General features: G+C 56.1%; 12 protein-coding genes. 2 read left to right on the forward strand and 10 right to left on the reverse strand.

The annotated features are described in order from the left end of the window. Nucleotides 1-143: 143 nt before the first annotated feature. Together ACR0MP_RS05730 and bmt are read left to right on the forward strand one after the other, a co-directional pair. A complete protein-coding gene (locus ACR0MP_RS05730) occupies nucleotides 144-464 on the forward strand; it encodes a DUF1476 domain-containing protein (RefSeq protein ID WP_170393165.1) in 321 nt (106 codons plus the stop codon). 121 nt (nucleotides 465-585) lie between these two features. Beyond that, nucleotides 586-1,599, forward strand: coding sequence for a betaine--homocysteine S-methyltransferase (gene bmt / locus ACR0MP_RS05735; RefSeq protein WP_170405574.1), 1,014 nt, complete (start codon nucleotides 586-588; stop codon nucleotides 1,597-1,599). 8 nt (nucleotides 1,600-1,607) lie between these two features. Here the strand turns inward: bmt and ACR0MP_RS05740 are convergent, their stop codons facing one another. The 10 genes from ACR0MP_RS05740 to ACR0MP_RS05785 all read right to left on the reverse strand — a co-directional run bounded on the left by ACR0MP_RS05740 (nucleotide 1,608) and on the right by ACR0MP_RS05785 (nucleotide 13,048). After that, the gene (locus ACR0MP_RS05740) at nucleotides 1,608-2,384 is read right to left on the reverse strand and encodes an enoyl-CoA hydratase-related protein (RefSeq protein ID WP_170393167.1); all 777 of its coding nucleotides are present in this window, start codon (nucleotides 2,382-2,384) and stop codon (nucleotides 1,608-1,610) included. Between the two features lie 73 nt (nucleotides 2,385-2,457). After that, nucleotides 2,458-2,913: a cytochrome c-type biogenesis protein gene (locus ACR0MP_RS05745; RefSeq protein ID WP_170405571.1), complete on the reverse strand. Its 456-nt coding sequence runs from the start codon at nucleotides 2,911-2,913 to the stop codon at nucleotides 2,458-2,460. Next, the gene (locus tag ACR0MP_RS05750) at nucleotides 2,910-4,874 is read right to left on the reverse strand and encodes a heme lyase CcmF/NrfE family subunit (protein WP_170511197.1); all 1,965 of its coding nucleotides are present in this window, start codon (nucleotides 4,872-4,874) and stop codon (nucleotides 2,910-2,912) included. Before ACR0MP_RS05750 ends, ACR0MP_RS05745 begins: the two co-directional genes overlap by 4 nt. A gap of 74 nt (nucleotides 4,875-4,948) precedes the next feature. Next, on the reverse strand, nucleotides 4,949-5,527 hold the full coding sequence (locus tag ACR0MP_RS05755) for a holin family protein (protein ID WP_170405568.1): 579 nt from the start codon (nucleotides 5,525-5,527) through the stop codon (nucleotides 4,949-4,951). Next, nucleotides 5,518-6,129 (reverse strand): holin-associated N-acetylmuramidase, encoded by a 612-nt coding sequence (locus tag ACR0MP_RS05760; protein WP_170405565.1) that lies wholly within the window; start codon nucleotides 6,127-6,129, stop codon nucleotides 5,518-5,520. The genes ACR0MP_RS05755 and ACR0MP_RS05760 overlap by 10 nt, the downstream gene beginning before the upstream one ends. Nucleotides 6,130-6,276: 147 nt before the next feature. Further along, nucleotides 6,277-6,723 (reverse strand): cytochrome c maturation protein CcmE, encoded by a 447-nt coding sequence (gene ccmE / locus ACR0MP_RS05765; RefSeq protein ID WP_170405562.1) that lies wholly within the window; start codon nucleotides 6,721-6,723, stop codon nucleotides 6,277-6,279. Between the two features lie 7 nt (nucleotides 6,724-6,730). Next, on the reverse strand, nucleotides 6,731-7,759 hold the full coding sequence (argC, locus tag ACR0MP_RS05770; RefSeq protein WP_170405559.1) for an N-acetyl-gamma-glutamyl-phosphate reductase: 1,029 nt from the start codon (nucleotides 7,757-7,759) through the stop codon (nucleotides 6,731-6,733). A gap of 94 nt (nucleotides 7,760-7,853) precedes the next feature. After that, a complete protein-coding gene (gene murI / locus ACR0MP_RS05775; RefSeq protein ID WP_170405556.1) occupies nucleotides 7,854-8,663 on the reverse strand; it encodes a glutamate racemase in 810 nt (269 codons plus the stop codon). An 8-nt stretch (nucleotides 8,664-8,671) separates the two neighbouring features. Next, entirely contained in the window at nucleotides 8,672-9,550 is an 879-nt protein-coding gene (locus tag ACR0MP_RS05780; protein ID WP_170405553.1) for a lysophospholipid acyltransferase family protein, read from the reverse strand. Between the two features lie 78 nt (nucleotides 9,551-9,628). Continuing rightward, nucleotides 9,629-13,048: an indolepyruvate ferredoxin oxidoreductase family protein gene (locus ACR0MP_RS05785; protein ID WP_170405550.1), complete on the reverse strand. Its 3,420-nt coding sequence runs from the start codon at nucleotides 13,046-13,048 to the stop codon at nucleotides 9,629-9,631. Nucleotides 13,049-13,144: the final 96 nt, after the last annotated feature.

Genomic DNA, 13,144 nt, shown 5'->3' on the forward strand with positions numbered 1-13,144 from the left:
TTGGCGCCCTCATAGTGCAAGCCCCGCTTTCCCGCAAGTTCGCAACCCCGAGAGGCTTTGACGCAGCGCAAATACCTTGCGCACAGGGCGTCGTATAGTCATATCATCAGAAAAGAACATGTAACCCAAGAGGTCCCCAACCAATGACCACATTCGACGAACGTGAAGCCGCGTTTGAAAACAAATTCGCTCATGACGAAAAGATGCAGTTCATCGCCCGGATGCGCCGCAATCGATTTATGGCTGTATGGGCCTCGGCGCTGAAAGGCGAGACTGTGGAACAGGCGCGTAAATACGGGCAGGAACTTGTCCACACCGACCTGCAAAATGTCAGCGAAGACGATGTTGTCGAGGCGGTCAAAGGGTACCTCGGTGATCTCGCGGATGAGGCTAAAATCCGCGAGAAGATGGTCGAACTTCTGGTCGAAGCCAAAGAGCAGGTGATGGCAGAAGCCGAGTCCTGATGCCTGAGCTGCAAAACTCATGATCTTCATGAGTTTTATGAATTTGATTTGACGCCCCGGTCGTGAGACACGGGGCGTCTCATATTTTGACGGGCTGTGGCCCCAATTTTGGAATACTCCAATGACAAACGCGCTCAGCAACCTTCTGGAAACCGTAGACGTCATTCTGGCGGATGGCGCGACCGGGACGAACCTGTTCAACATGGGTCTGCAATCAGGCGATGCGCCGGAATTGTGGAACGTCGATGCGCCTGACAAGATTCGTGCTCTGTATCAGGGCTCGGTCGATGCCGGAAGTGATCTGTTTTTGACAAACACATTTGGTGGAACAGCCGCGCGTTTGAAGTTACACGACGCCCAGAACCGCGTGGCCGAACTGAACCGTATTGGTGCTGAACTGGGTCGCGAAGTCGCTGACAAGGCAGGTCGCCCGATCATCGTGGCCGGCTCTGTTGGCCCGACCGGCGAGATCATGGAACCTGTCGGCAGCCTTTCGCACGCCGAAGCCGTCGAGATGTTTCATGAACAGGCTGAAGCGCTAAAGGCTGGAGGCGCAGATGTTCTGTGGCTTGAGACCATAAGCGCGCCGGAAGAATTCCGGGCTGCAGCAGAAGCGTTCGCTCTGGCAGATATGCCGTGGTGCGGCACCATGAGTTTTGACACGGCTGGCCGCACAATGATGGGTGTTACATCTTCTGATCTCGCAATGATCGTGGAAACTCTGCCCAATCCTCCGGTTGCGTTCGGGGCGAATTGCGGCACTGGTGCCTCGGATATACTGCGGACGGTACTTGGGTTCGCTGCCCAAGGAAACGAACGTCCACTGATTTCCAAGGGCAACGCAGGGATCCCGAAATATGTGGACGGTCATATCCATTATGATGGAACGCCTGAACTGATGGGCCAGTACGCCGCCATGGCGCGCGATGCAGGTGCAACGATCATTGGCGGTTGCTGTGGCACTATGCCTGCGCATTTGCGCAAAATGCGCGAGGCGTTAGATAACGGTCCGCGCGGCGAGCGCCCGACCCTGGATCAGATCGTATCGGCGCTTGGTCCGTTTACCTCAGCCTCAGATGGCACTGGGGACGAGGCCGTTCCCGAACGGCGCACTCGTCGCCGCCGCCGGGCCTGATTGAATGATCAGCGCCCTTCGAATTTCGCAGGGCGCTTTTCAAGAAAGGCTACGACGCCTTCGGCAAAGTCTCGGGTACGTCCGCATTCGCCCTGCAGGTGGGCTTCGGCCGCAAGTTGCTGAGGTAACGTTCTATCGTAAGTTCCCCGGATCGCTTGTTTGATCGCGCGAAACCCAGAGGTTGGGCCATTCGCCAAATACGCAGCTCTCTTGCGCCAATGAGCGTCGAACTCATCATCTGCAACCGCTTCCCAGATCAATCCCCATTCATCCGCCTGGCGCGCGCTGATCTTGTCTGCAAACAACGCTGCACCCATCGCTTTGGCAAACCCCATCTGACGCGGCATGAACCAGGTGCCGCCTGCATCGGGCAGCAGACCGATCCGAGCGAAAGCTTGCAGGAAATAGGCACTCTCGGTTGCTATCACCACATCGGCACAAAGTGCCAGGTTAGCCCCCGCCCCCGCCGCAGGCCCGTTAACAGCCGCTATTGTTGGCACGGGGCAATCATAGACCGCCTCAAGCATCGGTTCATATTCGTCGCGAAGCGCGCGTTCGAGGTCGATCTTTCCTGTGCTCGACGCGTCACCCAAATCCTGACCTGAACAAAAGGCAGGTCCAGCACCGGTCAAGACGATCGCGCGAGCGTGTTGCGCGGCATCTTTCATTGCGTAGGTGATCTCGGCCCGCATCTGCGTCGTCAACGCATTCATCTTATCCGGCCGGTTCAATGTCAAAACCGCCAAATTATCAGTAATGTCCAGAAGGACCGCTTCGTATTCCATGCAAAACCTCAGCTGCGCAGCGTTCTGCAAAACACTGACGCAAATGCGGAAAAAGGAAAAGAAGAACCGCGCGTCAGTCTTCCAGAATTCGGCGCAGACGCTCTTGTTCTTCCTCACTAAGGCCTTCTGAATGCGCTACTTCCTGATGCTGCGCACGCTTGCGCAAAAAGTTCCACCCCATGCCGGCCGCTATCAGCAGCATGACAGGAGCCGACAGCCATAACAACAGATTGGCGCCGGTCGCGGTAGGTTTCAGCAGCACATATTCGCCATAGCGATCAACGATGAAGTCCACAACTTCTTGATCAGTATCCCCCGCAACCAGACGTTCTCGCACCAAGATACGCAGATCACGCGCAAGTTCAGCATTGCTTTCGTCAATGCTTTCGTTCCGGCACACCAAGCAGCGCAGACCGGTACTGATATCCCGTGCTCGTGTCTCGAGCGCCGGGTCGTCAAGCACTTCATCCGGCTGAATAGCCATGATGGGGGATGCAATCAGCAGAAGGATAACAAGCAGGCGCTTCATTCGGCAGGAACCCCGCTTGCAGGCGTTTTCCGTGCACCGGCTGCAACACGGAAACGGCGATCCGACAGGCTGAGCACACCGCCCAGAGCCATGAGGATACATCCGCCCCAAATCCAGTTGGCCAGAGGTTTGATATAGGTTCGCATCACCCAGCCGCCATCAGCTTGTTGATCCCCGATCACAACATATAGATCGCGCAGAAAGCGGTAGTCGATTGCAGCCTCAGTTGTCGGCATCCGTGCCACAGGGTAGTCGCGCTTTTCCGGGTTAAGAGTCGCGATATAGCGCCCGTCCTTCTCAACAAGCACATCCGCCATGGTTGAGAAATAGTTCGGCCCCTGTACCTGACGCACATCTTGCAACGTCAACGTAAACTGCCCCACATCAAAAGGCTGACCCGGTTGAGCGACACGAATATCCTCGACTTCCCAAGCGGTTAGGCCTGCGATGGCAAACATGGTGACGCCCAAACCACTATGGGCCACCGCCTTACCCCAGTCTGCGCCGGGCAGTCGAAACAGGCGTCCAAAACTGCCTTTGCGGCCAGTGCGGCTCCAAAGATCGACGATGGCGCCGAAGGTGATCCACGCCCCCAGGAACAAGCCCACGGGTCCCAATGCGCTGCGTCCGGTCTGCATCACCCAGACCAGTATCGCGATCGTGACCGCCAGCACAAATGCATAGCGCAAAGACCATGCCGCCCGGCTTAGCTTGCCCCGCTTCCACGGCAGCATTGCGCCAACGGGAAGAACGATTCCGAGGGCGACCATGAATGGGGTAAATGCCGCATTGAAGAACGGCGCGCCCACCGAGAGTTTTCTATCGAACGCCATCTCGGCCACCATTGGCCACATTGTGCCAAAAAACACGACAAAGCAGCTAACTGCCAACAAGATGTTGTTCAGAACCAATGCACTTTCGCGGCTGACCATTCCGAAGACACCCTTCGCCTCCATCGCCTGCGCGCGTGCAGCAAACAGGGTCAACGCACCGCCGGTAAAGATGATCAGGATGAACAGGATAAATACGCCACGCTCAGGATCATTGGCAAAAGCATGGACCGAAGTCAGCAGCCCCGATCTCACGATAAAGGTCCCGATCAGAGAAAACCCAAACGCGATAATCGCAAGCAAGATCGTCCAGCTTTTCAACGCCTCGCGTTTTTCCACCACGATGGAGGAATGCAATAGAGCGGCCGCCAGTAGCCAAGGCATAAAGCTGGCGTTCTCAACAGGATCCCAGAACCAGAACCCGCCCCAGCCCAATTCGTAGTAGGCCCACCAGGATCCAAGCGCGATACCGATCGTCAGGAAGACCCAAGCCGCCAATGTCCAAGGCCGAACCCAACGCCCCCAAGCCGCGTCCACCCGGCCCTCGATCAATGCAGCAACGGCAAAACTGAACGCCATGCTGAGGCCGACATAGCCCAGATACAGGAATGGCGGATGGAAGGCCAAACCGGGGTCCTGCAGCAGCGGGTTCAGGTCCCGTCCATCGAACGGAGGAACAGGCAGTCGGTCAAACGGGTTCGATGTGAAGAGGATAAAGGCATAGAAAGCCACTCCGATCGCGGCCTGAACGGCCAGCACCCGCGCCTTTAAGGTCGGAGGCAAGCCAGCGCCGAATATGGCGGCCATCGCGCCGAATATCGCTACAATCAGGACCCATAACAGCATCGAACCTTCATGGTTTCCCCAGGTCCCGGTAATCTTGTAGAGCATCGGTTTTGCCGAATGGCTATTCTCCACCACGATCCGTAACGAGAAGTCAGACGTGGTAAACGCCCAGACCAGTGCACCGAAGGAAAAGGCGGCCAAAATGAACTGCGTGATGGCGGCCGGTTCAGCGAAAACCATCCACCCGTTCCAACGGTTGGCAGCCCCGATCAACGGCACCACAGTTTGGACGATGGCAACGAGGAAGGCTAAGATAAGTGCGAAATGGCCGAGTTCTGTAATCATGGCCTGCTTATACTGCGGCACCGGTGCAAGTGCCATTCACATTCGCCTCGGATCACCGCACATAATGTCGCGCCTCAGGTCTTTCGTAGCCGCTTCCAGTCCTCCAATGCAGGATTCGATTCCGGCCGGTTGACTGCTTCGGCCAACGATGCGTCCGAGCCAGTATCGGCGACACCCGGACTGTCATCGCGCAACCCGCGGATCGTTTCAAGATTGGCGATCACCTCAGGCGCCCTCAGCATTGTCGCGCTGATTTCCCTTTGAAAATCCTGCGCTTTGATCTGATGCCGCGCGCCAAAGTAAAACGACACGATCACCCCTAACAGCCACCACAGTGGCTCTGGCACCAGCGCAATTCCCTGCATTCGTGCTGCGAACCACAACGGATCGATCATGGCGGCCAGAAACAAACCCAATGTTCCCAAAGCCAGCGCCGGTCGCGGAAGGCGATTCAGCCCATCCATGAACCGATCAAACCTGGTTTTGCTTGGAGCTTGGAATTCAGTGCCGAATTGCGCCATCGCCGCACCGCGCAGTTCGACAGAACGCTCGGCACCGCTTTCTACATTTTCGCGAAACACTTCCGCAGTTTCGCGAACCACATTGCGACCTCCGCCAAACAAGAGCGCCAACAAACCCGAGATCAAGCCCATCCTGAAACCCTTTTCTGAAACGCGTCTTCGCTCAGATGATACTTGGGCGATAAAAACTCTTCGGCACGCTTGATCCATCCGCCTTTGCCGCCCGCGCGTGTTCTGGCATATTTACGAAGAGCCATCCGCCGGTCTGCCAAACGGAAATAATAGTTTCGTCTTGCGACCCCATAGGCATCGCGAAACACCAGAGGCTTTGGACTGGCCGCCTCGCGGCTTGCCTCTGCAGTCTGAGGGCCGATGACCCCGTCAACCGTAACGTCATACTCCATCTGCCGCAGCAGGTTCTGCAGGATTTTCACCGCTTGAGCTCCTGCATTGACGTACATGTCGAACACGGATGCCTGTACGGCTTTCGGCAGCACCTGAAGGCGTGGTTTCTCAAAATAGTGTTCCAGAAAAATATCGACGGCCTGCGCTTTGCTAAGCATGCGCACGTCTTGTTGCGTCACCGAACCATCTCGGTCCAGATCGAGACCCAATCGGCGCATGGTATGGATCGTCACCCCGTATTTCGTGGCACCGCCGGGATCATCGGGGTCATCCACAAAACCACCTTCCCGCGCCACGATCCCTTTTGCAATCTGTCGTACCGTCAACATCGTCACCCCTATGCCAAATTTTGGCAAACGGTCGGACAATTTCGTTAACACCACTGCAAAACAAAGGGCGCTGCCCACCTCTCGCACGCAACGCCCCGCTTCTTCTGTTTAGAAATTTGACGCCGATGGCATTCAGCGATGCTGCATTCAGCTATCGCCTGATTCCTGATAAACGCCTTGCTCTTTTAATGCGTCCACAACCTCTTTTGGCATGTAGGTTTCATCGTGTTTCGCAAGGATTTCAGTGGCTTCAAAGACTCCGTTCACATAACTTCCGGTGCCCACCATACCCTGATTTTCCGAGAACAGATCAGGCAGAACACCGGTAAAAGCGACCTTTACGCTTTCACCGCCGTCGGTCACGACGAAATGCACAGTCTCACCCTGCCCGCGAATGATCGAACCTTCTTCGACCAATCCACCTATACGGAACACCTCGGTCGGTTTCGGCGGTTCTGCAATCACCTGACTGGGTGAGCGGAAAAAGTTGATGCCATCACGCATCGCATATCCGATCAGACCCGTCGCCAGTATCAGGGCCGCAACTGCCACTAGAATCACTTGAACACGACGACGTTTCTTAAGCGTTTTCATACCGTCCTCACGGGAACAAGGGGGCCATCATCAGACCCAGGGTTTCATCCTCACCTAACATCAGGTTGGCGTTCTGCAAGGCTTGCCCACTGCTACCTTTTGTCAGGTTATCCAATGCTGCCACCACGATTGCACGGCGTTCGATCCGATCTCCAACGACACCGATATGGCAGAAGTTCGACCCCCGCACATGGTGGGTCGAGGGCGTCTCGCCAAATGGCAGCATCTCAATGAAGGGCTCGGCTTCATAGGCCGATTGAAGTGTCTCATACACGCTCTGCGGGTCGCCCTTTACATAGGTTGTGGCCAGAATACCCCGGTTGGCCGGGATCAGGTGCGGTGTGAACTGCACATGCACCGTCCGTCCAGCCAGTTCCGAAAACTCCTGATCAAACTCGCCCAGATGCCGGTGCGTCCCGCCAACGGCATATGCGTTAGCCCCTTCACTGAGTTCTGCGTGCAATAGATTCTCTTTCAGCGCCCGACCTGCGCCCGAGACCGCGCATTTCAGGTCCAGAATGATGTCATCCAGATCAATCACACCCGCCGAAATCAGCGGGCGCAGCACATACTGGCCCGTCGCGGCATTGCATCCGGTCCCGGCAACCAGCCGAGCGCCGCGGATTTCGTCACGGTAGAACTCGGTCAGACCATAAACCGCCTCTTCCTGATGCCCAAGCGCGGCATGTGAATTACCATACCACTTCTCGTATTCGTCGCCATCGCGAAGCCGGAAATCTGCCGACAGGTCAACAATTTTCAAGGTGTTGGGCAGTTCACGAATGACTTCCTGACTGGTCTTGTGCGGCAAAGCGCAGAAACACAGGTCGATTTGGTTAAAGTCGATCTCGGAAATCTTGCAAAGCACCGGCAAATCCATATGGCGCAGATGCGGAAATACCTGCGCCATTGTCTGTCCAGCCTTCCGCTCGGCGGCCAGAGCTTTGATTTCCATATTCGGATGCCCGGCGATCAGCCGCACGAGTTCCGCGCCGGTGTAACCAGAAGCGCCAAGAATTGCGATTTTGTGGGTCATGTCAGACCTCTTTCATTCATGTGTCACATGGGGTGACCGCCGCTGTGACGGTCAACGAATTACGGAATCGGAAAAGCGCCGTCCTTGACCTAGGTCAGGCGGCTTCAAAGGTGATTTGTCGTCGGAGGAACTGAGTCGCGCGATCCGTGACAACGCCCGGCTTACCCGTTGTCAGGAAGCCATCGGTGCCCTCACCCAGCATATTCGGATGCCGTTGCAAGTAGTCTGCAAGGCTTTCCGCAACCAGATCACCCTGGCTATAGACTTTCACATCCGGTCCGAGCGCCTGCTGAAACGTCTCTGCCATCAACGGGTAATGCGTACAGCCCAGAATGGCTGCTTGCGGTTCTGGCATCTTGCGCTTCAGCGCATCCACATGGCTGCGTACCAAAGCCTCGGCCAAGATCATGTCGCCCTCTTCGATGGCGTCCACAACCCCGCCGCAGGCTTGCGCCTCGACATCAACCCCTATCGCCCGAAACGCCAGCTCCCGCTGAAACGCACGGCTCGACACTGTCGCGGGCGTCGCAAACAGCGCAACATGCTGCACCTGAACCTCACGCGGTGGAGAGTTGTCGCCCCATTGCCGTTCAGTCAGCGCCTCAATCAAAGGCACAAATACGCCCAGTACACGCTTTCCTTCTGGCACGCCCGCTTCTTGCATCCGACGCAGGGCGGCGGCGCTTGCGGTATTGCAGGCCAGAATCACCAGATTGCAACCGCGATCCCAAAGGTCCTGCACAGCGTTTCGTGTCAGGTTAAAGATATCCTCGGCATCGCGCACACCATAAGGCGCATGCGCGCTGTCCGCGAAATAAAGGAAATCAACGTCGGGCAGACGTTTCTGCGCGGCGTTCAGGACGGTCAAACCACCCAATCCGGAATCAAAGATACCTACTGCCATTTGCCCCTTCAGGCGCGATGCCGTTCCTCGAATTCATAGCCATAGTCATAAGACTTCAATGGCTCTGGAGACAGCTCATACGTGGCTTTGCGCAGGAAATCCATCATCTTGCGCGTATCCTTGCCCAGCGGGTCCAGAATGTCGCGCCCAATGGGGTCTCCTACAACCACGCGGACGGGGGTATCGACACGTTTCTTGAACTCTTTGATCAGCAACCCCATCCGCAGAGTGTTGTGCAGATGGCTGGCAATCTGGAACAAACGCGAGGTGTGACCATCGAAGAAAACCGGCACAACGGTCGCATTGGATTTGGCAACCATCCGCGCTGTAAATCCGCGCCACCCTGGATCCATCGGATGAGAAAATGGCTTGGCCGCAGTGCTGACTGTGCCACCCGGGAAGATCCCGATTGCACCACCATCGCTTAGGTAGTTCAGAGCGGTTTTGCGGGTCGCAAGATTCAGCTTCATCGCATCTTTTGTGGCATCAAACGAAATTGGCAGCACGATGCTGTTCAGGTCTTCAGCTTTGCGAAAAACATGATTGGCGAGAATGCGAAAGTCTGTCCGAGTCTGAGACAGGATGTTTCCCATCATTAGCCCGTCTAGAATGCCATAAGGATGGTTCGCAATCAGGATCAATGGCCCATCTTTTGGGATGTTCGACAACGCACCGCCCACCACGTCTAATGTCAGCCCATATCGATCCACCATTACGGACCAAAAATCACGCCCCTGTGCGACCTCCTGCTCATACCCCTCAGCGCGGCGGATAAGACGCAGACGACCGGTCGTGTTTTCCATCAGCTTAATCACTATACGCCCGCTCCGCGTTTCTGCGGAATGGGCGTAAGAGATGTCACGAGCGACGTGATGGCGCGAGGGCATTGGCTACTCCGGTTTGCTGCCGCTTAGATAAGGCCGGGTAGCCATTTTGCATAGGTTTGATGACAAGCTTGTAAAGCCTCACTCTGCCGCAGCTTTCATCTGAGGCCCGCCATCGCGAATAACAGCCAACAATTCCTCGCGACGTTTCGCAGCCTTGGCTTCATTCGCGACCAAAACCGGACCGAAACCACGAATGTCCAATGGCAGAGCCGCAAGGGCCGCGATCGCATCACTGGTTTCGGGTGTCAGGCTGGGCAAAACCTCTTTCATGTCCTTTTCATACTGGCGGATCAGAGCACGCTCCATTTTGCGCTCTATCGTGTAGCCAAAGATATCCAGCGGAGTGCCGCGCAAACCTTTCAGCTTGGCTAGAACCTTCAACGGACCAAGAAACCACTCTCCGAACGCTTTCTTGGCCGGGCGTCCATTGTCGCCCTTCGTTCCCAGGGTTGGCGGCGCAAGATGGAAGGTCATCTTAAAGTCACCATCAAACTCGGCCTCCGCCTTCTGGCGACTGTCGAGCAGCAATCGGGCGACTTCATATTCATCCTTATATGACAAAAGCTTATGGTAGCCTTTGGCAATAGCCTCACGAACGTGTTGATCTGCAACGCTGTCGACCAGCTTGCGATAACGTTTCGCCAACCGCTTGTTCTGATAGTCGATCAGGTGCGCAGCGCGGAAATCGATCACTTGATCGAGGGTCTTTGGTAACTCTGCTACGTTGGGGCGCAAAATATTGGCCACGTCGTCGGGGTGGGTCACCGCCCAGCGACCAACTTCAAAGGCGCGTTTGTTGCGCTCGACCGCCGCACCATTCAACTCAATAGCACCCATTATCGCTTGGTGACTGATCGGTAGCAGACCACGCTGCCAGGCTGCGCCAAAGACCATCATATTGGAATAGATCGAGTCGCCCATCACGGCTCGCGCCAGATCGGTGGCATCGAAAAGGGCCACCCCGTCTTTCAACCGCGCCTGCAGCGCAAGCTGCAATTGATCGCTGGGGATTGTGAATTCTGTATCGCGCGTGAAGTCACCGGTGATAATCTCATGACTGTTCACAACAGCGCCGGTCTGGCCGGTTAGCGTGAGGCCAAGCGTCTTGGCCCCGGCCGATACCACCAGATCACCGCCGATCAGCGCATGCGCCTCGCCAGTGGCAACACGGATCGCGCTGATATCTTCGGGCCGGTTGGCCAGACGGCAATGGATATGTACGGCGCCACCCTTCTGTGCGAGGCCGGCCATTTCCATCATACCGGCACCCTTGCCGTCGATTTGTGCGGCTTGCGCCAGAACCGCCCCGATGGTGACAACGCCTGTGCCACCAACGCCGGTGATCACGACATTATGGGTGCCGTTGATCTGTGGCAAAACGGGGTCCGGTAGGTCGGGCAAGTCGAGGTCGGTCGTCGCCTCTTTGCGGATTTTCGCCCCTTCAACGGTTACAAAAGACGGGCAGAACCCGTTCAAGCAGGAAAAATCCTTGTTGCAGCTTGACTGATCAATCGCGCGCTTGCGGCCAAGTTCGGTCTCTTTCGGTACGATGGAAACGCAGTTCGACTGAACGCCGCAATCTCCGCAACCCTCACAGATATCGGTATTTATGAACACTCGCTTATCGGGGTCGGGGAACGTGCCGCGCTTGCGTCTCCTGCGCTTTTCAGCTGCGCAGGTCTGGACATAAACAATGACCGATACACCCTCGATTTCGCGGAATTTTTCCTGAACCTGCATCAGTTTTGAACGCTCGAACGTCTCAACACCCGAAGGCAACGCACCAAAATTCACATCTTCTTTTTCGTCGTAAACGACAGCGACGTTGCTGACACCCATCGCACGGACCTCGGCGACGATGCGTTCGGCACTTAGCCCACCTTCGTTCTCCTGACCTCCTGTCATCGCAACGGCGTCGTTATAGAGGATCTTAAAGGTGATATTTGTGCCCGCAGCCAGTGCCGCCCGGATCGCCTGCACGCCGGAATGGTTATAGGTGCCATCGCCGAGGTTTTGGAAAACATGTTGTGTGGTCGAAAACGGAGCCTCGCCGATCCAGTTTGCCCCTTCGCCGCCCATCTGGGTGAAACCGGTGGTTTCGCGATCCATCCACTGCACCATGTAGTGACAGCCAATCCCGGCATAGGCTCGGCTGCCATCAGGCAGCTTGGTTGAACTGTTATGCGGACATCCTGAACAGAAGTATGGTAAACGCGCCGCGATTTCCTGCGCATTGTCAGCCCGGCGCGCTTCGGACAGCGCCTCCAGTCCGGCACGAACGCCATCTGTATCGCGCCCCTCTTCGATCAGGATCTCACCCAGCTTCTCGGCAATCATGATCGGGTCAAGCGCCCCTCGGGTCGGGAACAGTTCTTCGCGGTGCAGCGTCCCCGCGCCGCCTTTGTACCAGCCATAAACACGGCGCCCACGACGGTCGTCAAAGATCGCTTCTTTAACCTGAACTTCGATCAGCTTGCGCTTTTCTTCGACGATCACGATCAGATCCAGCCCCTCAGCCCAATCGTGGAAGCCCTTCATATCCAAAGGGAAAGTCTGACCGATCTTATAGGTGGTAATGCCTAGCCGTTCGGCCTCATCCGCGTTGATGTTCAGCAGCGACATGGCATGAGTCAAATCAAGCCAGTTCTTACCCGCCGCCACAAACCCAATCTTGGCGCCCGGTTTCCCCCAGACCCTCTTGTCTAGCTTGTTGGCGTGCGAAAAGACCTCTGCCGCAAAGCGCTTGTGGTCGATTACGCGCGCTTCCTGCAGATGCGGCGTATCACCCAGCCGAATATTCAGCCCACCCTCTGGCATATCGAATTGAGGGGTGACCAGCTGCATTCGGTCAGGGCGGCCATCTACGACGGAAGTCACTTCGATCGTGTCTTTCATCGTTTTCAGCCCGACCCAGACCCCGGCGAAGCGGCTGAGCGCAAATCCATAGATGCCATAGTCCAGAATTTCTTGCACACCTGCCGGGCTGACCACGGGCATATACATGTCCACCAGTGACCATTCCGACTGATGTAAAACGGTCGAGCTTTCACCCGTGTGATCATCGCCCATGGCCATCAATACACCGCCATGTTGCGCCGTGCCCGCCATATTGGCATGGCGCATCACATCACCGGATCGATCTACGCCCGGCCCCTTGCCATACCAGAGCCCAAAAACACCATCGAATTTTCCGTCGCCACGCAGCCCCGCCTGTTGGCTGCCCCACAATGCGGTTGCAGCCAAATCTTCGTTCAATCCGAATTGAAAAGTGACATCCTTTTCGGCAAGTTGCTTTTCGGCACGAGACATCTGAAGGTCTACAGCACCAAGCGGAGACCCCCGATAGCCTGTGACCAGACCCGCTGTGTTCAATCCCGCCGCAGTGTCTCGTACTTTTTGCATCAGCATCAAACGCACCAGTGCCTGCGTGCCGTTCAGAAGAACCGGGCTTTTGGACAGGTCGAACCGGTCGTTGAGTGAAATTTTCGGCTGACTCATCTGACGTCTCCCCTCGTCGGATTAGTGTGCTTTATTCTCGTGCATATTAGGTCATAATTACTGACCTGTATAGTGATTTTACTCTATTCCGTAACG

This window comes from Ruegeria sp. K3, from assembly GCF_056531845.1.

Bases quoted from the DNA above. Each gene is read 5' to 3' on its own strand.
- ACR0MP_RS05750 (WP_170511197.1), bottom strand. From the start codon at position 4,874: ATGATTACAGAACTCGGCCATTTCGCACTTATCTTAGCCTTCCTCGTT.
- ACR0MP_RS05740 (WP_170393167.1), bottom strand. From the start codon at position 2,384: ATGGAATACGAAGCGGTCCTTCTGGACATTACTGATAATTTGGCGGTT.
- argC (WP_170405559.1), bottom strand. From the start codon at position 7,759: ATGACCCACAAAATCGCAATTCTTGGCGCTTCTGGTTACACCGGCGCG.
- ACR0MP_RS05745 (WP_170405571.1), bottom strand. From the start codon at position 2,913: ATGAAGCGCCTGCTTGTTATCCTTCTGCTGATTGCATCCCCCATCATG.
- ACR0MP_RS05755 (WP_170405568.1), bottom strand. From the start codon at position 5,527: ATGGGCTTGATCTCGGGTTTGTTGGCGCTCTTGTTTGGCGGAGGTCGC.
- ACR0MP_RS05760 (WP_170405565.1), bottom strand. From the start codon at position 6,129: ATGTTGACGGTACGACAGATTGCAAAAGGGATCGTGGCGCGGGAAGGT.
- ACR0MP_RS05785 (WP_170405550.1), bottom strand. From the start codon at position 13,048: ATGAGTCAGCCGAAAATTTCACTCAACGACCGGTTCGACCTGTCCAAA.
- murI (WP_170405556.1), bottom strand. From the start codon at position 8,663: ATGGCAGTAGGTATCTTTGATTCCGGATTGGGTGGTTTGACCGTCCTG.
- ccmE (WP_170405562.1), bottom strand. From the start codon at position 6,723: ATGAAAACGCTTAAGAAACGTCGTCGTGTTCAAGTGATTCTAGTGGCA.
- bmt (WP_170405574.1), top strand. From the start codon at position 586: ATGACAAACGCGCTCAGCAACCTTCTGGAAACCGTAGACGTCATTCTG.
- ACR0MP_RS05780 (WP_170405553.1), bottom strand. From the start codon at position 9,550: ATGCCCTCGCGCCATCACGTCGCTCGTGACATCTCTTACGCCCATTCC.
- ACR0MP_RS05730 (WP_170393165.1), top strand. From the start codon at position 144: ATGACCACATTCGACGAACGTGAAGCCGCGTTTGAAAACAAATTCGCT.